The organism is Bacillus sp. NPDC057893 (genome assembly GCF_042796455.1).
Classification (GTDB): Bacteria; Bacillota; Bacilli; order Bacillales; family Bacillaceae_G; genus Bacillus_A.
In genome coordinates this window covers 990,149-1,011,562 of the sequence record NZ_JBHVNG010000001.1, presented here as the reverse complement: position 1 = coordinate 1,011,562, position 21,414 = coordinate 990,149, and the positions used below count along the sequence as shown (strand labels likewise).

19 protein-coding genes are annotated in these 21,414 nt (G+C 37.8%); all 19 read right to left on the bottom strand.

Going from position 1 to position 21,414, the window contains the following annotated elements; genetic code table 11:
- Window positions 1-312, bottom strand: coding sequence for a YlxQ family RNA-binding protein (locus tag ACFVQC_RS05540; RefSeq protein WP_001286519.1), 312 nt, complete (start codon window positions 310-312; stop codon window positions 1-3).
- Window positions 313-585: an RNase P modulator RnpM gene (gene rnpM, locus ACFVQC_RS05535; RefSeq protein ID WP_002088161.1), complete on the bottom strand. Its 273-nt coding sequence runs from the start codon at window positions 583-585 to the stop codon at window positions 313-315. It lies immediately after the preceding gene.
- An 11-nt stretch (window positions 586-596) separates the two neighbouring features.
- On the bottom strand, window positions 597-1,703 hold the full coding sequence (gene nusA, locus ACFVQC_RS05530; protein WP_002137928.1) for a transcription termination factor NusA: 1,107 nt from the start codon (window positions 1,701-1,703) through the stop codon (window positions 597-599).
- A gap of 17 nt (window positions 1,704-1,720) precedes the next feature.
- Window positions 1,721-2,191, bottom strand: coding sequence for a ribosome maturation factor RimP (gene rimP / locus ACFVQC_RS05525; RefSeq protein WP_002146103.1), 471 nt, complete (start codon window positions 2,189-2,191; stop codon window positions 1,721-1,723).
- Between the two features lie 333 nt (window positions 2,192-2,524).
- Window positions 2,525-6,826: a PolC-type DNA polymerase III gene (locus ACFVQC_RS05520; protein ID WP_377897580.1), complete on the bottom strand. Its 4,302-nt coding sequence runs from the start codon at window positions 6,824-6,826 to the stop codon at window positions 2,525-2,527.
- Window positions 6,827-6,950: 124 nt separating this feature from the next.
- Complete coding sequence (locus ACFVQC_RS05515; RefSeq protein WP_377892089.1) at window positions 6,951-8,651, bottom strand: proline--tRNA ligase; 1,701 nt, start codon at window positions 8,649-8,651, stop codon at window positions 6,951-6,953.
- A 109-nt stretch (window positions 8,652-8,760) separates the two neighbouring features.
- The gene (rseP, locus tag ACFVQC_RS05510) at window positions 8,761-10,017 is read right to left on the bottom strand and encodes an RIP metalloprotease RseP (RefSeq protein WP_002146100.1); all 1,257 of its coding nucleotides are present in this window, start codon (window positions 10,015-10,017) and stop codon (window positions 8,761-8,763) included.
- A 17-nt stretch (window positions 10,018-10,034) separates the two neighbouring features.
- Window positions 10,035-11,177, bottom strand: a complete 1,143-nt coding sequence (gene dxr, locus ACFVQC_RS05505) for a 1-deoxy-D-xylulose-5-phosphate reductoisomerase (RefSeq protein ID WP_002014547.1) — start codon at window positions 11,175-11,177, stop codon at window positions 10,035-10,037.
- A gap of 23 nt (window positions 11,178-11,200) precedes the next feature.
- Window positions 11,201-11,992: a phosphatidate cytidylyltransferase gene (gene cdsA, locus ACFVQC_RS05500; RefSeq protein ID WP_377892084.1), complete on the bottom strand. Its 792-nt coding sequence runs from the start codon at window positions 11,990-11,992 to the stop codon at window positions 11,201-11,203.
- Window positions 11,993-12,009: 17 nt separating this feature from the next.
- Window positions 12,010-12,786: an undecaprenyl pyrophosphate synthase gene (locus tag ACFVQC_RS05495; protein WP_377892082.1), complete on the bottom strand. Its 777-nt coding sequence runs from the start codon at window positions 12,784-12,786 to the stop codon at window positions 12,010-12,012.
- A gap of 85 nt (window positions 12,787-12,871) precedes the next feature.
- Complete coding sequence (gene frr / locus ACFVQC_RS05490) at window positions 12,872-13,429, bottom strand: ribosome recycling factor (protein ID WP_000531506.1); 558 nt, start codon at window positions 13,427-13,429, stop codon at window positions 12,872-12,874.
- 3 nt (window positions 13,430-13,432) lie between these two features.
- Window positions 13,433-14,155: a UMP kinase gene (gene pyrH, locus ACFVQC_RS05485; protein WP_002146098.1), complete on the bottom strand. Its 723-nt coding sequence runs from the start codon at window positions 14,153-14,155 to the stop codon at window positions 13,433-13,435.
- Between the two features lie 66 nt (window positions 14,156-14,221).
- Window positions 14,222-15,109 (bottom strand): translation elongation factor Ts, encoded by an 888-nt coding sequence (gene tsf / locus ACFVQC_RS05480; protein ID WP_002088177.1) that lies wholly within the window; start codon window positions 15,107-15,109, stop codon window positions 14,222-14,224.
- Between the two features lie 103 nt (window positions 15,110-15,212).
- Window positions 15,213-15,914, bottom strand: coding sequence for a 30S ribosomal protein S2 (rpsB, locus tag ACFVQC_RS05475; protein ID WP_002088178.1), 702 nt, complete (start codon window positions 15,912-15,914; stop codon window positions 15,213-15,215).
- 352 nt (window positions 15,915-16,266) lie between these two features.
- Entirely contained in the window at window positions 16,267-17,046 is a 780-nt protein-coding gene (gene codY / locus ACFVQC_RS05470) for a GTP-sensing pleiotropic transcriptional regulator CodY (RefSeq protein ID WP_002014541.1), read from the bottom strand.
- 77 nt (window positions 17,047-17,123) lie between these two features.
- Complete coding sequence (gene hslU, locus ACFVQC_RS05465; RefSeq protein ID WP_002146096.1) at window positions 17,124-18,515, bottom strand: ATP-dependent protease ATPase subunit HslU; 1,392 nt, start codon at window positions 18,513-18,515, stop codon at window positions 17,124-17,126.
- 22 nt (window positions 18,516-18,537) lie between these two features.
- Window positions 18,538-19,080 (bottom strand): ATP-dependent protease proteolytic subunit HslV, encoded by a 543-nt coding sequence (hslV, locus tag ACFVQC_RS05460; RefSeq protein ID WP_002014538.1) that lies wholly within the window; start codon window positions 19,078-19,080, stop codon window positions 18,538-18,540.
- A 42-nt stretch (window positions 19,081-19,122) separates the two neighbouring features.
- Window positions 19,123-20,022 carry a tyrosine recombinase XerC gene (gene xerC / locus ACFVQC_RS05455; protein ID WP_078175468.1) on the bottom strand — a complete coding sequence of 300 codons (900 nt, stop codon included), beginning with the start codon at window positions 20,020-20,022 and terminating at the stop codon, window positions 19,123-19,125.
- Between the two features lie 71 nt (window positions 20,023-20,093).
- Entirely contained in the window at window positions 20,094-21,398 is a 1,305-nt protein-coding gene (gene trmFO, locus ACFVQC_RS05450; RefSeq protein WP_002066796.1) for an FADH(2)-oxidizing methylenetetrahydrofolate--tRNA-(uracil(54)-C(5))-methyltransferase TrmFO, read from the bottom strand.
- Between the last annotated feature and the right edge of the window lie 16 nt (window positions 21,399-21,414).

Sequence of the window (21,414 nt, the reverse complement as noted above, 5' to 3'; positions counted from 1 at the left end):
TCACCCCCGGTAATTTGTATCGAGCATGCTACGTAGCTTTTTCGCAAAGCCTTCATCTAAAACAGCTACAACGACTCGCTCGTCTCTCCCAATCGCATGCCCTAATTGTTGTCGATTTTCTACTTTTCTCATTGGTATGTTGTAGTACGTGGTTTTATCAATGATGCGTTTTGTAGTGTTCGCTGACGCATCTTCAGAAAGCAATACTAGCTTTGCTTTGCCACTTCGTACTTCTTTTAAAACGAGTTCTTCACCCGAAATAATTTTTCGAGCGCGGTTTGCTAGTCCTAAAAATGATTTCCAATCAGACACTTATTTCGACTCCTTCTCAACAAGCTCAAGAAGCTCTTCGTACAGAGAACTGTCGATTTTCGCTTTTAGATGATGTTCCAAAATATTTTTCTTTTGGGCTTGAATAATGCTTTCTTTATCTTTTGATAAATATGCACCTCGTCCTGATTTTTTTCCTGATAAATCAATAGACACTTCGCCCTCTTTGGAACGAACAATGCGAACTAGCTCTCGTTTTGATTTCATCTCTTGCGTCGCAATACATTTTCGTAACGGAACTTTTCGATTGCTCATACTCATCACCTCTATTCGATTTCGTCTTCAACTGAATCGAATCCGAATGCGATTACGCTATCTTCTTCTGTCACAATACCAAGTTGTTTCGCATCAGACTCACTTTTAATATCAATTTTCCAGCCTGTTAATTTAGCTGCAAGACGCGCATTTTGTCCACGCTTACCAATCGCTAATGAAAGCTGGTGGTCTGGAACAACAACAGTTGTTGCTTTCTCTGCTTCATCTACAAGTACTTTAACAACCTGTGATGGACTTAAAGCATTTGCAACATATTCAACTGGGTCATTCGACCAGCGAACGATGTCAATCTTTTCACCTTTTAGTTCATCTACAACGCGTTGTACACGTTGTCCTTTCGGTCCTACACAAGAACCTACTGGATCAACATCGATATTCTCTGCATATACAGAAATTTTAGAACGGTCGCCTGCTTCACGTGCTACAGAGCGAATTTCTACAGTTCCATCATAAATTTCTGGAACTTCCATTTCGAATAAACGTTTTAAAAGACCAGGATGTGTACGTGATACGTAAATTTGTGGTCCTTTTGTTGTCTTTTCTACTTTTGTAATAAATACGCGAATACGATCATGTGGTTTATATTGCTCATTTGGCATTTGCTCACTTACAGGTAATAAAGCTTCTACTTTACCTAAGCTTACATAGATGAAACGAGCATCTTGGCGCTGTACAATACCAACCATAATGTCTTCTTCACGATCACTAAATTCTGAATAAATAACACCACGTTCCGCCTCACGAACTCGCTGTGTTACAACTTGTTTTGCAGTTTGCGCTGCAATACGACCAAAATCTTTTGGCGTTACTTCAATTTCTAGTACATCGCCATCTTGGTAGTTTGGATTAATTTGTCTTGCCTCTTCTACAGAGATTTCAAGACGTGGATCAAATACATTATCCACAACGTCCTTACGTGCTAAAACTTGAATTGTTCCCACTTCTGGGTTAAAGCTCACACGAACGTTTTGTGCTTGGTTAAAATTGCGTTTATAAGCAGAGATTAATGCTGCTTCAATCGCATCAATAATAATATCTTTGCTAATACCTTTTTCTGACTCTAATACGAGCAAAGCATCTAACAACTCAGTGCTCATGAAGATCCCCCTTCTTACTAAAACGTAACAGCAAGTCGCGCATTTGCAACTTTATCCATTGGAATTTGGATTTCTTTTTTACGTGTTTTAATTGTTAATAGTAGTGTAATTGTAGTACCGTCGTAGGAAAGTAGCTTTCCTTCAAACATCTTCTCACCATCAATCGGCTTATATGTTTTAATTGCCACTTGTTTTCCTACCGCTTGCTGGAAGTCTTTCTCTTTCTTTAATGGGCGTTCCGCTCCAGGAGATGATACATCCAAAAAGTAAAGATGAGGAATTGGATCCTCTTTATCTAAAGCTTCGCTTAAACGTTCACTTACCGCACCGCATTCTTCAATTTCGACTCCCTTTTCAGAATCAATGAATACGCGTAAGAACCAGTCTTGTCCTTCTTGCACATACTCTACATCTACAAGTTCAAGATTTAACTCTTCAACGATTGGCTGCGCAAATGCTTCTACAATTTCTGTGACTTTCTTATCCATAAACAGCCTCCTTCCTGCCGCCATGTACCATTTACAAGAAAAGATCCCGTTCATAAAGACGGTCTATCTTATTCTTTCTCGTTAGCTAACAAAAGCCCCTGCCGTTAAGCAGGGAATATCTGTCTTAGTATTACCAAATTTAAGAAGTAAAACTTGTAACAAAATATGTATATACGACAGAAATATCATTACTATCTACATAAGCAAAATGTAGATAGTAACACGAAAGAGTGGGTTTCCCCACTCTCTTTTTCACAAAATATACATGACATGGTTATCTCGGTTTATAGTATACCATAGCAAATGTTGATTTGCAAAGATTTTTCCTACCTATTAGAACAGTGACAATTGGTTTTGATCCGGTAAATCTCCTAGACAACCTTGACCATCTAAATACTCAATAATCGTTTTAGAAACCTTACTGCGCTGCTGTAAGTCTTCTTTTGATAAGAAATCACCATTTTTACGAGCTTCAACAATACTGAAAGCTGCGTTTGTACCAAGACCAGGAACTGCATTAAATGGAGGAATTAAAGTATCCCCATCAATTATAAATTCGGTTGCATGCGAGCGGTATAAATCAACCTTTTGGAATGAATAACCACGCTCACACATTTCAAGTGTCATTTCCAGTACCGTTAATAAACTCTTCTCTTTCGGTGCTGCATCCAATCCTTTTTGTGCAATTTCATCAATTTTTACACGTATGGATGCTGAACCTTTCGCCATCGCCTCTACATCAAAGTCATCTGCACGAACTGTAAAATATGCCGCATAGAATAAAAGTGCGAAATGTACTTTAAAGTATGCAATACGTACAGCCATAAGTACGTAAGCAGCCGCATGGGCTTTAGGGAACATGTACTTAATCTTCTTACATGAATCAATATACCAACCTGGTACATTGTTATTTCTCATTTCCTCTTCCCATTCTTCTGGTACACCTTTACCTTTACGTACCGACTCCATGATTTTGAAGGCTAATGATGGATCCAAGCCTTGATAAATTAAATATACCATGATGTCATCACGACAACCGATAACTTCACTCAGTGTACACGTACCGTTATAAATTAATTCATTCGCATTACCTAACCATACATCTGTACCATGGGATAGTCCAGAAATTTGGACAAGCTCTGAAAACGTCGTTGGTTTCGTTTCTTCTAACATTTGTCTTACGAATTTCGTACCAAACTCTGGTATACCAAGTGTACCTGTTTTACAGTTAATTTGTTCTTCCGTTACCCCTAAAGATTCTGGACCAGAGAAAATTTTCATTACTTCTGGATCATCCGTTGGGATTGTTTTCGGGTCAATACCACTTAAATCTTGAAGCATACGAATAACAGTCGGATCATCGTGTCCTAATATATCAAGTTTCAATAAATTATCATGAATTGAGTGGAAGTCAAAGTGCGTTGTTCTCCACTCAGCACCTATTGAATCAGCCGGAAACTGAATTGGTGAAAAGTCAAAAATATCCATGTAATCTGGTACAACGATAATACCACCTGGATGCTGTCCGGTCGTACGCTTTACACCTGTACATCCCGCAACTAAGCGATCAATCTCTGCATTTCGAATTGTTAAGTTATGATCATTAGCATAACCTTTCACATACCCATAAGCGGTTTTTTCCGCAACCGTACCAATTGTTCCTGCGCGGTATACATAATCTTCACCGAACAGTAATTTCGTATAGTTATGGGCGCGTGGTTGGTATTCTCCGGAGAAATTCAAATCGATATCCGGTACCTTATCCCCTTTAAATCCAAGGAACGTTTCGAAAGGAATGTCATGCCCATCTTTCACATATGGAACATTACATGTTGGGCATTCTTTATCTGGTAAATCAAAACCAGAACCTACAGAACCGTCATTAAAGAACTCTGATTGTTTACACTTTGGACATACATAGTGCGGTGGTAATGGGTTTACTTCTGTAATTTCCATCATCGTTGCAACAAATGATGAACCTACCGATCCACGCGAACCTACTAGATAACCGTCCACTAACGATTTTTTCACAAGCTTATGTGAAATTAAATAAATAACGGCGAATCCATGTCCAATAATACTTTTCAATTCTTTTTCCAAACGAGCTTCTACAATTTCCGGTAGTTCATCTCCATAGATACTTCTTGCCATTATATAGCTCATATCACGTGTTTCATCATCAGCACCTTCAATTTTCGGTGTGTATAAATCATCTTTTACTGGATGAACATCACCAATTAATGATGCGATTTTGTGTGTATTTGTCACAACAATTTCTTTTGCTTTGTCTTCACCTAAGAATGAAAAACAATCTAGCATTTCATTTGTTGTACGGAAATGTACAGGCGGTAATGAATGGCGATTTAACGGATTAGCTCCGCCCTGCGAACTGACTAAAATTTTTCGATATATCGCGTCCTCTGGATCTAAATAATGCACATTCCCAGTAGCAACAACTGGCTTATCTAACGTCTCACCTAGTTTTACTAGGTTAGAAATTATTGTTTTTAACTGTCCTTCATCTCGAACGAGTTCACGTTCTACTAAATGACGTAACACTTCTGGAGGCATGACCTCAATATAATCGTAGAACTGCGCAATTTCTTCTACTTCTTCAGGCGCTTTTTGCATCATAGCTTCAAACACTTCACCTTTGTCACAAGCTGTTCCTACTATAATGCCTTCACGATATTTTTTTAATAGTGATCGTGGTACACGTGGTACACGATAAAAGTAATTCAAGTGAGAATATGAAACAAGTTTATATAAATTTTTCAACCCAACATCTGATGTGGCAAGTAATGTCATATGACTTGGACGCCCACGTTTATATGCATCCCCTTGTCCCATACTATCGTTTAGTTGATCGTGATATTCAAATCCCTTTTCAATTACATCTTTTAACATCTTCACAAGTAAATATCCCGTTGCTTCTGTATCATAAATCGCACGGTGATGTTGCGTTAATTCAATATCAAGCTTTTTACACATCGTATTTAATCGATGATTTTTCATTTCCGGGAATAAGAACCGTGCAAGTTCTAACGTATCAAGAACTGGATTTTTCGTTTTTTCTATCCCAGCCTTTTTAAAACCTACGTTAATAAAGCCCATATCGAAGCTTGCGTTATGAGCAACAAGTGTATGGTCACCCATCCATTCCTCAAACTTTTTAAACACTTCGTCCACTTCTGGTGCATCAGTTAACATATCATCTGTAATACCTGTTAATTCAATAATCGTCGCCGATAATGGTTGATGAGGATTTGCGAAAGATTCAAAGCGATCAATAATTTCTCCACCTTTTACCTTTACAGCAGCTAACTCAATGACTGTATCATATACAGCAGATAACCCTGTTGTCTCAACGTCAAAGACAACATATGTTTCTTCTGCAAGTAGACGATGCGCTTCGTTATATGCTATCGGCACACCATCATTAACTAAATTTGCTTCTACACCATATAGAACTTTAACTCCAGCCTTTTTACCAGCAGAATATGCTTCTGGGAACGACTGTGCAACAGCATGGTCTGTAACTGCAATAGCCTCATGCCCCCATTTTCCGGCTTGGGCAACGAGCTTAGAAACAGAAGTAACAGCATCCATTTGACTCATTGGAGTATGAAGATGAAGTTCTACTCTTTTTTCCCCTTCTTTTGCTTTATCTTTACGAGAAGGTCCCGTTATTTCATTTATATCATTTGCGATCATAACTAAATCACGCACGAATGTATCATTTTGAACTGAACCACGCGCTTTTACCCAAGTTCCTTTTTTCAAGGATTGTAACATCGGGATATCTTCTTTATCACGTGAGAACATCTTAATCATAATAGAGTCCGTATAGTCAGTTATCTTTAAAGTTAATAATGTACGTCCACTACGAAGTTCTTTCGTCTCTACATGGAAAACATACCCTTGAACGGTTTTTCTTCTTTCTTCATCTTGAATTTCACGCAGCGGCGTAATCTCTTCATCTGGCTTAATAAGATAACCAAGTACAACTGGTCCTTCATGAACAACATCACTTTCTTCAGCTTGCCTTTTAGCCATCTCTTCCATAGCCTGTATAACTCGTTGACGATCTTCTTCCTGTGTTTGCTCACGAAACTTTTGCATTTCTTCTGCATTTTGCTTTATATGTGTGTCTAACTGAAAACGCGGGAATCCAAAAGCTTCGTATTGATCACCTACTGGTTTCGCAACGTTTTTCTTTAAAGTAGTAGATTCCAGCTCATTATTCACATTTAATAGCAACTTCACGCCATTAACCTGCGGAAGTTGCTTCTTTAAGTACGCGAACATAGGTGAAAATGTAATTCGTTCTGTACAAAGCGGCCAATATGCCTTCACTTCTTCTTCTGTAAATTGTTTATTCTCTGCTTCTAATGCAAATGTTGTTCTTGCAATATGAGAAAATGATTGCTTAAGCTTTGTTTCTAGCAACTCATATAATTCTGTCGGCAAAATACGTGGCACTTGTAAGTCAAAATGCCAACTTTTATTCACTTTATCAATAACTAGCTTTTCAATTCCACCGCCATGTAAATATTGATTTATAAGGTCTTCTGGTATTTGCAACTGTTGGAGCAAAATTTGAAATCGCTCTTGTTGTTCATTTGTTAATGACATAAGCACTCTCCTTCCATTTGCTATTATAAATTGAAACGTACTACAAAGAAAGATTTCTTCCTTCTTCTTTTACAAAATACGTTTACAAAGAAAGAGAAGGTACCTCATTACGAGGTACCTCTTCTTATTTTAAAATATTAGCAATATATGTTTGAAGTTCTTCTACTTTCACTTCTTCAGACTCGCCTGTAGCACGTACTTTCACTTCTACAATACCTTCATCTGCTTTTTTACCAACTGTAACACGAACTGGAAGACCGAATAAATCTGCATCTGCAAATTTAACACCTGCACGTTCTGCACGATCATCTAGTAATACTTCGTATCCTTGCTCTTGTAATGAGTTGTAGATATTTCCACCCATTTCACGTTGTGCATCAGATTTCATATTTACTGGAATTACATGCACATGGAACGGTGCAACAGCTTTTGGCCAAACTAAACCATTCTCATCATTAAACTGCTCTGCAATTGCTGCCACTGTACGAGATACACCGATACCGTAACAACCCATAATAAGTGGTTTTGTTTTTCCGTTTTCATCTAGGAACGTTGCGTTCATTGCTTCACTATAACGAGTTCCTAATTTGAATACATGACCTACTTCAATTCCACGTGCGAAAAGAATTGTTCCATTTCCATCTGGAGATTGGTCTCCTTCTTGGATGAAGCGTAAATCTGTATATTGACTTACTTTAAAATCACGTTCTGGATTTACATTTACATAATGGAATCCTTCTTCGTTCGCCCCTGAACATCCATTGACAATTGATGCTACAGCATGGTCAGCGATAATTTCGATATCCCCTGTAACACCAATCGGTCCTAAAGAACCCACTTCACAGTTTAATAACTCTTTTATGTCTTCATGTGAAGCAAGCTCAACGACTGAAGCTCCGTATACATTCTTCACTTTTACATCGTTGACTTCATGATCGCCACGAACAAGTACTACTACTAATTTCTCATCTACTTTAAACACCATAGATTTAATGCATTTTTCCGCTGCAATATTTAAGAATGTAGATACTTCTTCAATAGCTTTTTGATCTGGAGTTGCTACTTTTTCAAGTACTTTTTCGGCTTCATCACTCTTCGTATACGTAGCAACAACAGGAGCCATTTCAATATTTGCCGCATAATCAGATGTATTAGAATACGCAATTGTATCTTCACCTACATCAGATAACACCATAAATTCGTGTGTATCTTTTCCGCCCATTGCTCCAGAATCAGCGATAACTGCACGGAAATTCAAACCACAACGAGCAAAGATATTAGAATACGCTTTGTATAAACTGCTATATACTTCATCCAAACTTTCTTGTGTTGCATGGAAAGAATACGCATCTTTCATTAAAAATTCTCTTCCGCGTAATAAACCGAAACGTGGTCTTTGCTCATCACGGAATTTTGTTTGAATTTGATATAATGTTAATGGTAGTTTTTTGTATGATTTAATTTCATCACGTACAAGATCTGTAATTACTTCCTCATGAGTTGCCCCTAGCGCAAACTCGCGTGCATTACGATCTTTCATACGCATTAATTCTGATCCGTAAGAATACCAACGGCCTGATTCTTGCCATAATTCAGAAGCTTGCATAGCTGGCATTAATAGTTCTACTGCCCCTGCGCGCTCCATTTCTTCACGAACAATACGTTCTACTTTGTGTAACACTTTTAAACCAAATGGTAGAAAACTATAAATACCAGAAGCATTTTGACGCATAAACCCTGCGCGAAGTAATAATTGATGACTCTTAATTTCAGCATCTGCTGGAACTTCACGTAATGTAGGACTGAATACCATACTTTGTTTCATTTATTCGCACCTCTTCATTTTACTCTTACACGCAATAAAATCCCTCACCTCGAGTTAGGTGAGGGATTTTATTCTACGAGCTCTATTTCATTATAAACTTCTTCTTATTTTACAAGAAAAACTTACGGATGTCATTCCATGTTACAACTAACATAAGCAACATTAATAATGCAAACCCAATAAAGTGAACCATTCCTTCTTTTTGACGATCAATTGGTTTTCCTCGTAACGCTTCAATTAAGAAGAAGAACAAACGTCCACCGTCTAAAGCTGGGACTGGTAATAAATTAAATAAACCAAGGTTAATACTTAAAACTGCCGCTAAACTTAGTACACGCGTAAATCCATAATCTACAACTTGATCTGTTAGATTATAAATTCCTACTGGACCTGACAACTCATTAATAGAAAATTGACCCGTTACTAATTTCACAAGAGAATCAAAAATTAGTTTCGTCCATTCGTATGTTTGTTCAAATCCTGATTTAATAGAACCCATCACTGTTTTCTCTACAGGAGAATAAACACCAATTCTACCAACTTCGTCTTTTCCTTCTTTATCAAGCGTTGGTGTTACTTTCACATTAAATTGCTCACTATCACGCTTTACATGTAACGTAATTTCTTTATTTGGGTTTTCACGTACAATCGTTACAACATCTTTCCATGTACTAGTGTTCTTCCCATTGATTGCTTGAATTGTATCGTTTTCTTTTAATCCAGCTTGTTCTGCAGCACTATTCCCCATTACTTTTCCGACCATCGGTTTATCAACAGGAACTCCTTGTATAAATCCAAGAATCACAAAAATAACAAATGCTAGAATAAAGTTCATTGCAGGACCTGCAAAGATTGTTAGAGCGCGTTGGCCCAATTTTTTAGAGCCAAATTGTCTATTGTACGGAGCGATTTGAATTTCTTCTCCCGCAGAAATGATACGAGCTTTTTCATTCACTCGGAATGTTTGCAGCTCTTCCTCGTACTCTTCATAACCCGAAATTGTAAGATTATGCTCTAAATCAGCTTGTTCGACTTCAATGACACGAACATTTGGATATTTTTCATGTCCGTCAAAAACTAATTTCACAACTTCTTCTTTTTCATTTAATACAAGCCCAACCTTTTTTCCAGGTTTTAACTCAACTGTGTCCGCATCCTCGCCAGCCATTCTTACATAGCCACCAAGGGGCAGTAATCGAATCGTATACACCGTTTCATTCTTTTCAAATGAGAATATTTTCGGACCAAAACCAATCGCAAACTCGCGGCACAAAATACCTGCTCTTTTTGCGAAATATAGATGCCCTAGCTCATGGAAAAATACGAGTGCACCGAAAATTAATATAAAGGCAATCGCTGTATTCAATTCCATAACCACCTTTGCTAAATTTGTTCCATCACAAACCGTCTTGTGGCTGCGTCAATTTCCTGAATTTCCTCTAAGCTCGGACGTGCAATGACAGTGTGATGGTGCATTGCTTTTTCAATGAGGTCTTCCACTGTTAAGAAACCAATTCTCTTTTGTAAAAAAGCTTCAACAGCTACTTCATTTGCCGCGTTCATTACAGCCGGCATACTTCCACCTGTCTTTCCAGCTTCATACGCAAAACGTAGACAACGGAAACGCTCTTGATTCATTTTCTCAAAATGCAATGTTCCCATTTCCCATAAATTTAACTGTTTCGTGTCCGAAAGAGGTAATCTATCAGGATATGTAAGCGCGTATTGAATCGGTACTCGCATATCAGGTGAGCCAAGCTGTGCCATTACACTACGATCTTCAAATTCAACCATAGAATGAATAATACTTTCTTTATGTAGAACAACATCGATTTGCTCATAAGGGATACCAAAAAGCCAGTGTGCTTCAATTACTTCTAGCCCCTTATTCATCATTGTAGCAGAATCAATTGTAATTTTCGAACCCATTGACCAGTTTGGATGACGAAGTGCATCTTCTACGGTCACTTGATGCAATTCATCTCTCGTTTTATCACGAAAACTTCCGCCTGAAGCAGTTATAATTAAGCGAGAGATTCTTTTTTCATTTTCACCATTCAAGCATTGAAAAATAGCTGAATGTTCACTGTCTACTGGAAGTAACGATACATTATGTTTTCGTGCTGCTTCCATTACAAGATGCCCTGCAGTTACTAACGTTTCTTTATTTGCAATTCCAATTGTTTTTTTCGCCTCAATTGCGCGGAGTGTCGGTAACAACCCTACGCTACCTACAACAGCATTCACTACAATTTCTGTATCTGGGTGCAGCGCTACTTCTAATAAGCCTTCGCTACCATATACTACTTTTGTATTACCAGAAACAGCTTGTAATTTTAAAACATCTTCCTCTCTTTGCACAGAGACAATTTGCGGAGAAAATTCTTGAATTACCTTTACTGCATAATCAACATTTTTCCCTACAGAAAAAGCAACGAGACGGAATTGGTCTGGGTGCGAGCGTAACACATCTAATGTTTGTGTACCGATTGATCCGCTTGCACCTAGTAAACTAATGTTTTTCATGACTCCAACCCCTCGTTCATTTATTAATTGTATTGTAATAAGAAGTATAGAATTGGTAACACAAATAACCAACTATCTGTTCGATCTAAAATACCACCATGTCCAGGTAAGATTGTACCTGAATCCTTTACACCATAATGGCGTTTAAAGGCAGATTGCACTAAATCACCAATTTGTCCAAAAATAGAAATGATAATCGTCAGAACGATTAAAATTCCTACATTCGCTTCAACTGGGAAGAACATGTTATAAACAAGTGCAACAACAATTCCACAAACAATACCGCCTAATGAACCTTCAATCGTTTTATTCGGACTAATTTCTGGCCACAATTTTCTTTTTCCAAATGCTTTTCCTATGAAATAGGCACCTGAATCAGTTGCCCATATGATAAATAGTGCACAGAACACATATTTGATTCCTAATATTCTCGTTTCATTTAAATATAAGAATCCCATTCCAACATATGTCGTTGCCATAAGTAAAAATGAAGCATTGTCAAAAGTAAATGTATTCTTAGAAAGGACTGTATATGATAAAAGTAATAAAACAATCACAAATGTGATTTCTAATTTACCTAATCCAATCCACGTAAACAGTTCTGATGCACTACTCGGAATTAAAATAGTCCACAATAATACTGCAGCTAAAACTGTTGGTACCGAAATAAGCGTAAGCTTGTTCATACGAATTAATTCATATAAACCTATAGAAGCAAGTGCATACACTAAAACTGTAAAAGGCACGCCACCGTAAATTACGATGGGAATGAATAGCGCGGCAGCAATCACTCCAGTAATAATTCTCTGTTTCACTACCAAACCCTCTCTTTCTACACGCCTCCGAATCTGCGCCCTCTATGTTGAAAGTCTGTAATCGCATTTAGCAAATGTTCCTCAGTAAAATCTGGCCAATACACATCTGTAAACCAAAATTCCGAATAAGCAATTTGCCATAACATGAAATTACTAATACGTAGCTCTCCGCTTGTACGGATTAACAACTCTGGATCAGGTAAAGAACTCGTCATTAAGTAAGAAGAAATCATTTTTTCACTTATTTCTTCCGAACGAATTTTTCCTTCCTCACTATCTTTCATCATATGTTGCACAGCAGAAACGATTTCATCTCGACTCCCATAGTTTAACGCGAAATTAAGAATTAATCCCGTATTCTCTTTCGTATCTTCCATGGCTTTTTCCATCGCTCTGCGCGTATGCGTAGGAAGACGATCTTTTTGCCCTATTACTCGGACTTGTACATTTTCTTCAATCAACTCTGGTAAAAATGCACCTAAAAATTCTTCTGGAAGCTTCATCAAATAATCAACTTCTTTTTTCGGTCTTTTCCAGTTCTCAGTCGAAAAAGCATAAAGAGTTAATACTTTCACATCAAGCTTACTTGCAAATTTTGTGATTTTCTTCACAACTTGCATACCTTCATGATGACCAGCAATGCGAGGCATGGCTCTTCTCTTTGCCCATCTTCCATTACCATCCATAATAATAGCAATATGTTCTGGGATATATCCTTTTTTCACTTTTTCAATGAGATGATCAAACGATGTGACCTTTTTACTTTTAAAAAAAGGAAACTTTTTAAACATCATTCATACCCTCCAACAAGCAGACGTATGCCTAAAAGTGTAAAAAGACCCCCTTAAGAAGAGGGTCATATTTGCGAAATTATCGCTATTACACTTCCATAATTTCTTTTTCTTTATTTTTTGCGATTTCGTCAACTTTTGCAATATATTTATCTGTTTCTTTTTGGATATCTTCAGTATATCCTCTTAAATCATCTTCTGTAATGTCGCCAGCTTTTTCAAGCTTCTTAAGGTCATCATTACTGTCACGACGTACGTTACGAACAGCAACTTTTGCTTCCTCAGCATATTTTTTCACAACTTTTACAAGATCACGACGACGCTCTTCTGTTAATGCAGGGAATGCAATACGAATTACAGTTCCATCATTAGAAGGGTTTAAGCCTAAATCTGCTTTTAAAATTGCTTTTTCAATATCACCGATAGAAGTTTTATCATAAGGTTGAATTACAAGCAAACGTGCTTCTGGAACTGTAATGTTCGCTAATTGCACAACTGGTGTTGGTGCACCATAGTAATCAACTTGTACCTTATCTAATACAGACGAGCTTGCACGACCAGCGCGAACTGTTGCTAATTCACGAGAATAAGCAGCAACTGCTTTTTCCATTTTTTCATTTGAAGACTTCAATACTTGTTGTCCCATAATTTATTTCCCCCTTACAACTGTTCCAATATTTTCGCCTAAAACGGCACGTTTAATGTTACCTTTTTCCATAACCGAGAATACAATTAATGGAATATCATTATCCATACATAAAGAAGAAGCTGTAGAATCCATTACACCTAAACCTGCTTTTAATACATCTAAGTAAGTAAGTGTTTCGTATTTCGTAGCTGTTGGGTCAATAGATGGATCTGCACTATATACGCCATCCACATTATTTTTCGCCATTAAAATAACGTCCGCTTCGATTTCAGCTGCACGTAATGCTGCTGTTGTATCTGTAGAGAAGTATGGGTTACCAGTACCTGCAGCAAAGATAACAACACGTTTTTTCTCTAAGTGACGAATTGCTTTACGACGAATGTAAGGCTCTGCCACTTGACGCATCTCAATTGAAGTTTGTACGCGAGTTTGAATTCCAATATTCTCTAAGCTATCTTGAAGAGCTAATGAATTCATAACTGTTGCCAACATGCCCATGTAATCTGCTCCTGCACGATCCATGCCCATTTCGCTTCCAATTTTCCCACGCCAAATGTTACCGCCACCAACAACAACAGCAACCTCTACATCAAGTTCTGCAATTTCTTTCACTTGTTCCGCAACTGACTTAATAACAGCTGGGTTAATTCCAAATCCTTGCTCGCCAGCTAAAGCTTCTCCGCTTAGCTTTAAAACGACACGATCATATTTCGGTTTACTCATAATGAACCTCCAATTGCTTACATCTTTATTTTAAAAAAGGGAACACAATGTGTTCCCTAATCTGTATTAGTTGTTACCTTTTACTTGGTTCATTACTTCTTCAGCAAAGTTGTCTTCGCGTTTTTCGATACCTTCACCAACAGCGTAGCGAACGAATCCTTTTAATGTTCCGCCTTTAGACTCAACGAATTGACGAACTTTCATATCAGGGTTCTTAACGAATGTTTGGTCAAGTAAGCAAATCTCTTCAAAGAATTTGCCAAGACGGCCTTCTACCATTTTCGCAACGATTTTTTCAGGCTTGCCTTCGTTTAAAGCTTGTTGTGTTAATACTTGACGCTCATGCTCAACTTCTTCAGCTGTTACAGCATCGCGGTCGATGTATTTAGGGTTAACTGCTGCGATGTGCATTGCTACATCTTTAGCAGCTGCTTCATCAGTAGAACCTTCAAGAACTGTTAATACACCAATACGTCCACCCATGTGTAGGTAAGCGCCGAATGCATCAGCATCAGTTTTTGATACGATTTCGAAACGACGAAGTGTAAGTTTTTCACCAATTTTAGCGATTGCTTCGTTGATGTGCTCTTCTACTGTTTTGCCGCCTTCGATTGTTTGAGCCATAGCTTCTTCAACGTTAGCAGGTTTGTTAGCTAATAAGTGAGCAGCTAATTCTTTAATTAACGCTTGGAAACCTTCGTTTTTCGCAACGAAATCAGTCTCAGAGTTTAATTCTAAGATTAAACCTTCGTTACCGTTTGTTTCGATGAAAGTTAAACCTTCAGCAGCGATGCGGTCTGCTTTTTTAGCAGCTTTCGCAATACCTTTTTCACGTAAGAAGTCAATTGCTTTCTCCATGTCGCCATTAGTTTCAGTTAAAGCTTTTTTGCAGTCCATCATACCTGCGCCAGTTTTTTCGCGAAGTTCTTTTACCATTTGTGCAGTGATTGCCATATTTTTCATCCTCCTAAAATATGTATTTATACCTTTTGTAAAGGTGTTTATACCTTAAAAAAGGTGATAAAAGGCCGAACCCCTTATCACCTTTCCAAATTTGTTACGCAGTAACAGTTTCTTCACCTTGTTTTGTTTCAAGGATCGCGTCTGCCATTTTAGATGTAAGAAGTTTTACAGCACGAATTGCATCATCGTTTGCTGGAATAACGTGATCGATTTCGTCCGGATCACAGTTTGTATCAACGATACCGATGATTGGAATGTGTAATTTGCGTGCTTCAGCAACTGCAATACGCTCTTTACGAGGGTCTACTATGAATAATGCACTTGGAAGACCTTTCATATCTTTAATACCGCCTAAGAATTTCTCAAGACGCTCTAACTCTTTTTTAAGTTGAACAACTTCTTTCTTAGGAAGTACTTCGAAAGTACCATCTTCTTGCATTCTTTCGATATCTTTAAGACGCTTGATACGCTTTTGGATTGTTTGGAAGTTTGTTAAAGTTCCACCTAACCAACGTTGGTTAACGAAATACATACCAGCACGAGTTGCTTCTTCTTTAATAGCTTCTTGTGCTTGTTTTTTAGTACCTACGAATAAAATGTCTCCACCTTCAGCAGCGATGTCACGCATCGTTCTGTAAGCTTCCTCAACTTTTTTCACAGTTTTTTGTAAGTCGATGATGTAGATACCGTTACGCTCTGTGAAGATGTAACGCTTCATTTTTGGGTTCCAACGACGAGTTTGATGTCCGAAATGAACACCAGCTTCAAGCAATTGTTTCATAGAAATTACTGACATAATTTAGTTCCTCCTAAATGGTTTTTGATATCCTCCGTTTACTTCACCTCTAAGCGAAACTACGAACGTAGCACCAACACTTAAATCAGTAAACGTGTGTACTTTGTACTGACACCACTGCTTACTATATCATACTGAAATATTACAATCAAGTCGAAAATGCGAACAATGTAAAACTTTCTTTTTTTCACGCTCAAATTCTAGTATTACCAACCTTCAATTCCTTTAAGCAAGGAATTGAAGGTTAATTAATAGTTTTCTAATGAACGTTGTCATGACGCCTTACGTAAGCAAAATCATCCTCTTAAAAAAACAAAAAACTCTCCTCAACCGAGGAGAGTTTTTTTATAAATTAGTTTGTTTTCAATTTAGCAAGTTCCTGTAGAAACTTGTCGTTTAGCACTTTAATGTATGTTCCTTTCATACCTAAAGAGCGAGACTCAATAACACCAGCACTTTCTAATTTACGTAGTGCATTTACGATTACAGAACGAGTAATCCCTACACGATCAGCAATTTTACTTGCAACAAGTAAACCTTCTGTTCCGTTTAATTCTTCGAAGATATGCTCGATTGCTTCTAACTCACTGTAAGATAATGAGCTAATCGCCATTTGAACAACAGCTTTACTACGTGCTTCTTCTTCGATTTCTTCTGCTTTTTCACGTAAGATTTCCATACCTACAACAGTTGAGCTGTATTCAGCAAGAATTAAATCATCGTCTAAGAACTCTTGACCAAGACGAGCTAATACTAGTGTACCTAGACGCTCACCGCCACCAACGATTGGTACGATTGTAGTTAAACCTTGACCGAATAATTCTCTATTTTCTACTGGGAATGCTGTGTAGTCACTATCCACACCTAAATTTGAAGATGTTTCTGTAACATTGAATAAGCTTTGCGTATACTCTTCTGGGAATTGACGCTCTGCAAGCATGTGCTTCATACGTTCGTTCTCGATTTGTTGGTGAATCGCATATCCTAATAATTTACCGCGACGACTTACAACGAACACGTTCGCTTCAATTACTTCACACATTGTGTCAGACATCTCTCTAAAGTTTACAGGCTTTCCTGCTGCGCTCTGTAATAACGCATTTAATTTTCTCGTTTTTGCTAATAATTCCATTTCAAAATTTCCTCCTACATGTTACTTACATATTTTTTCATCACTTGGAAACTAGGGCGAGTCACCTGATGACACTATTACAAAATAAACTGGCTCACATCTTTATTTTTAGCTATTGTCGCTAATTTTTCCTCAACATATTGAGGTGTTATCGTTATTTTCTCTAACGTAATTTCAGATGCCTCAAACGATAAATCTTCAAGGAGCTTCTCCATAACAGTATGAAGTCTTCTCGCTCCAATATTATCTGTATCCTGATTAACTTGATAAGCAATCTCAGCAATCTTACGAATAGCTTCGTCTGAAAATTCAATTTCTATACCTTCGGTCGCTAATAACGCCATGTACTGTTTAATTAGCGCATTGTCAGGCTCGATTAATATTTTAACAAAATCATCCGCCGATAATTTTGTTAATTCTACTCGAATCGGAAATCTCCCTTGCAATTCCGGAATTAAATCCGACGGTTTAGACATATGGAACGCTCCAGCTGCAACAAATAAAATATAATCCGTTTTTACTGACCCGTATTTTGTTGCTACATTCGATCCTTCTACAATCGGTAAAATGTCACGTTGCACACCTTCACGCGATACATCTACGCTATTCGACTGCTTACCAGCAATTTTGTCAATTTCATCGATAAAAATAATCCCGAGCTGTTCAGCACGATAAACAGCCTCTTGTGTAACTTCATCCATATCAATTAAGCGCTGTGCCTCTTCATTTGTCAAGAGTTTTCTTGCTTCTTTTACAGAAAGTTTACGTTTTTTCGTTTTTTTCGGCATGATACTTCCTAGTGCATCTTGGAAATTCATTCCCATTTGCTCCATGCCAGTTCCTTGCAACATATCAAACATAGAAGACTGTTGTTCCGTCACTTCGATCGATATCACTTCATCTTCAAGAAGGCCTGCCGCAAGCTTTCTTTCCACATCTTGACGTTTCTTTTCGATTTCATCATCTTCCTGTGCATCAGATGTTTGGTTTGAATTTTGATTACCACCAAAAAGCATTTCTAATGGATTTTTAAATCCAGATTGTTTCTCCGGACTCGGCACTAAAATTTCAACAAGACGTTGATTCGCTTGCTCTTCTGCTTTATCTTGAACTTTAACTACCATTTCCTCTTTCACAATGCGAACAGACGTTTCGACAAGATCGCGGACCATCGACTCTACATCTCGACCCACATATCCAACTTCTGTAAATTTCGTCGCTTCAACCTTAATAAAAGGTGCTCCAACGAGTTTCGCCATTCGCCGTGCTACCTCTGTTTTACCAACACCTGTCGGTCCAATCATTAAAATGTTTTTAGGTGCAATTTCATCACGTAAATTTTCAACTAATTTACTGCGACGGTATCGATTTCGTAGAGCTACAGCAACCGCTTTCTTTGCATCTTTTTGACCGATGATGTATTGATCTAATTTTTCCACAATTTGACGCGGAGTAAAATGTAAATGCATATAAAATGCCTCCCTTACGATTCTACAATTCTTCAACAATTATGTTGTGGTTCGTATAAACACAAATATCGCCTGCAATTTCTAAACTGGCCTTCGCAATTTGTTTCGCTGTTAAATGTTCACTTGCATGTTGCTTTAAAGCACGACCAGCAGCAAGTGCATAATGTCCGCCTGAACCAATTGCTAAAATACCATCATCTGGTTCAATCACTTCTCCTGTACCTGAAACAAGGAGCATCGTTGTTTTATCCATGACAATGAGCATTGCTTCTAGCTGACGTAGCATTTTATCACCACGCCATTGTTTCGCCATCTCAACTGCAGCGCGCTGCAAGTTGCCATTATACTCTTCTAATTTCCCTTCAAACATTTCAAAAAGAGTAAATGCATCAGCAACTGATCCTGCAAAACCAGCTAAAACTTTCCCTTGGAAAAGTTTGCGGACTTTGCGAGCTGTATGTTTCATTACAACAGCATTCCCCATCGTTACCTGACCATCTCCAGCCATTGCACATTCTCCATTATGATGAACTGCAAATATCGTTGTAGCGTGGAAATTTCCCATAGAAAAAACTCCTTTATATGTTTTTATAGCCTTAAAAGCAATCTATGCCCGCGGGTGATGCTTCATGTACACAGAACGCAATCTTTCTTTAGAGACATGCGTATAAATTTGTGTCGTTGACAAATTCTCATGACCTAATAGCTCCTGCACAGTACGTAAATCCGCTCCTTCATCCAACATATGTGTAGCAAATGTATGCCTTAACATATGGGGACTTATCCGCATTGTAAGTGAAGCTTTCTTAATGAGTTCGTTCAAAACATAACGTACACCCTGATCTGTTAACGGCTTACCTTTCGCATTTAAAAATACCATATGAGATTGTTCTTCAGTCTTTTGAGCTAACTGTTTTCTCCCGTTCTCTATATAAGTAATTAAAGCATCTTGTGCATAGCTTCCGAACGGAATATATCTTTGTTTTTTCCCTTTTCCCATCACTAAAATTGTTCCCACTGCAAAGTCAATGTCGGTAAGTTGCAAATTAACGCATTCGCTTACACGAATCCCAGTTGCATACATCAACTCTAATAAAGCTTGATTCCTTTGGCCTAATGGCGCCCCTGTATCAGAAACTTCAAACAATTCCTCTAACTCTTCAGCATATAAAAACTTTGGGATTGACAATTCTTTCTTGGGAAGTGACGCAAGTGCAAACGGATTATCTTTTTGATAACCTTCACGCATCAAAAAACGATATAAACTTCGTAAGCTTGATACTTTCCTTGCGACAGATTTACGGGCTAACTTCTGATCGTGCAACGTCGTCAAGTATAAACGAACATCCGCGTATGTAACATCTAAAAAAGAGGATATGCCTTCTCGCTCCATAAATTGCACAAAATGTTCTAAATCATTTTGATAACTTGCAATTGTATATTTTGAATAATTTCTTTCAATTTGTAAATATCCAACGAATAATTGTAACAATTTCTTCACATTCACATCCATATAACTCACCTCAATAAAGGCTACTAAATCGTATCACAACTTAGTAGCCTTTGCAAGAAATTTAATTAAATATTTACAAAATTTTGAATTGTTTCCAAAGCGCGTGTAGCATATGCTTCATTTCGCTCTTGTTTCTTTTTAATTTTCTTCTCTAACGGTGTAAATAAACCGAAGTTTGCATTCATTGGCTGGAAGTTTTTCGCATTTGTCGCAGTAATATAATTTGCCATACTTCCCATTGCAGTTACAGGTGGTAATACAACTGGCTCTTCACCTTGTACAAGTCGAGCAGCGTTAATACCCGCTAATAATCCTGATGCTGCTGATTCAACATAACCCTCTACCCCAGTCATTTGACCAGCGAAGAATAAATCATCACGTTGTTTATATTGATATGTTGGACGAAGTAAATTAGGCGAATTAATAAACGTATTACGATGCATTACACCATAACGTACAATCTCTGCGTTTTCTAGTCCTGGAATTAGCTGTAACACTTCTTTTTGTGGCCCCCACTTTAAATGTGTTTGGAAGCCTACAATATTGTATAATGTTCCTGCTGCATCATCTTGACGTAACTGAACAACCGCATACGGTGTTTTCCCTGTTTTCGGATCTTCTAACCCAACAGGCTTCATCGGTCCAAATACTAACGTCTGTCTTCCTCTACTTGCCATAACTTCTACTGGCATACAACCTTCAAAGAAAATTTCTTTTTCAAATTCTTTTAAAGGCACTGTCTCAGCAGCAATTAAAGCCTCATAAAAACGATCAAACTCTTCTTCTGTCATTGGACAGTTTAAATATGCCGCTTCACCTTTATCATAACGAGATTTTAAATATACTTTATTCATGTCAATGCTGTCTTTCTCAACGATTGGCGCTGCAGCATCATAGAAATAAAAATAATCTTCACCTGTTAGTTTTTTTAATTGTGCAGAAAGATCCGGAGACGTAAGTGGACCTGTCGCAATAACAGTTGGTCCCTCTGGAATTTCAGTGATTTCCTCATTCATTACAGTTACGTTCGGATGATTTTTCACATATTCAGTCACTTTCGCCGCGAATTCATGACGGTCTACAGCTAAAGCACCTCCTGCTGGTACAGAGCACTCATCAGCTGCACGAATAATGACAGAATCCATTAGACGCATTTCTTCTTTAATAACACCAACAGCATTTGTTAATGTGTTTGCACGAAGTGAGTTACTACATACTAATTCAGCAAATTTATCTGTATGATGAGCTGGTGTTTGCCTTACTGGTCTCATTTCATATAATTTTACTTGGACACCACGCTTTGCAATTTGGTAAGCTGCTTCGCTTCCTGCAAGACCTGCGCCAATGACGTTTACTACTTGTGTTGTCATATATATCACCTTTCCT

Excerpts from the sequence above, each read along its gene's own strand:
- ACFVQC_RS05495 (WP_377892082.1), bottom strand. The coding sequence starts at position 12,786 with ATGATGTTTAAAAAGTTTCCTTTTTTTAAAAGTAAAAAGGTCACATCG.
- dxr (WP_002014547.1), bottom strand. The coding sequence starts at position 11,177 with ATGAAAAACATTAGTTTACTAGGTGCAAGCGGATCAATCGGTACACAA.
- codY (WP_002014541.1), bottom strand. The coding sequence starts at position 17,046 with ATGGAATTATTAGCAAAAACGAGAAAATTAAATGCGTTATTACAGAGC.
- rnpM (WP_002088161.1), bottom strand. The coding sequence starts at position 585 with ATGAGCAATCGAAAAGTTCCGTTACGAAAATGTATTGCGACGCAAGAG.
- pyrH (WP_002146098.1), bottom strand. The coding sequence starts at position 14,155 with ATGAGTAAACCGAAATATGATCGTGTCGTTTTAAAGCTAAGCGGAGAA.
- trmFO (WP_002066796.1), bottom strand. The coding sequence starts at position 21,398 with ATGACAACACAAGTAGTAAACGTCATTGGCGCAGGTCTTGCAGGAAGC.
- hslV (WP_002014538.1), bottom strand. The coding sequence starts at position 19,080 with ATGGGAAATTTCCACGCTACAACGATATTTGCAGTTCATCATAATGGA.
- rpsB (WP_002088178.1), bottom strand. The coding sequence starts at position 15,914 with ATGTCAGTAATTTCTATGAAACAATTGCTTGAAGCTGGTGTTCATTTC.
- hslU (WP_002146096.1), bottom strand. The coding sequence starts at position 18,515 with ATGCATTTACATTTTACTCCGCGTCAAATTGTGGAAAAATTAGATCAA.
- nusA (WP_002137928.1), bottom strand. The coding sequence starts at position 1,703 with ATGAGCACTGAGTTGTTAGATGCTTTGCTCGTATTAGAGTCAGAAAAA.
- ACFVQC_RS05520 (WP_377897580.1), bottom strand. The coding sequence starts at position 6,826 with ATGTCATTAACAAATGAACAACAAGAGCGATTTCAAATTTTGCTCCAA.
- frr (WP_000531506.1), bottom strand. The coding sequence starts at position 13,429 with ATGGGACAACAAGTATTGAAGTCTTCAAATGAAAAAATGGAAAAAGCA.
- rimP (WP_002146103.1), bottom strand. The coding sequence starts at position 2,191 with ATGGATAAGAAAGTCACAGAAATTGTAGAAGCATTTGCGCAGCCAATC.
- ACFVQC_RS05515 (WP_377892089.1), bottom strand. The coding sequence starts at position 8,651 with ATGAAACAAAGTATGGTATTCAGTCCTACATTACGTGAAGTTCCAGCA.
- tsf (WP_002088177.1), bottom strand. The coding sequence starts at position 15,109 with ATGGCAATCACTGCACAAATGGTAAAAGAACTTCGCGAAAAAACTGGC.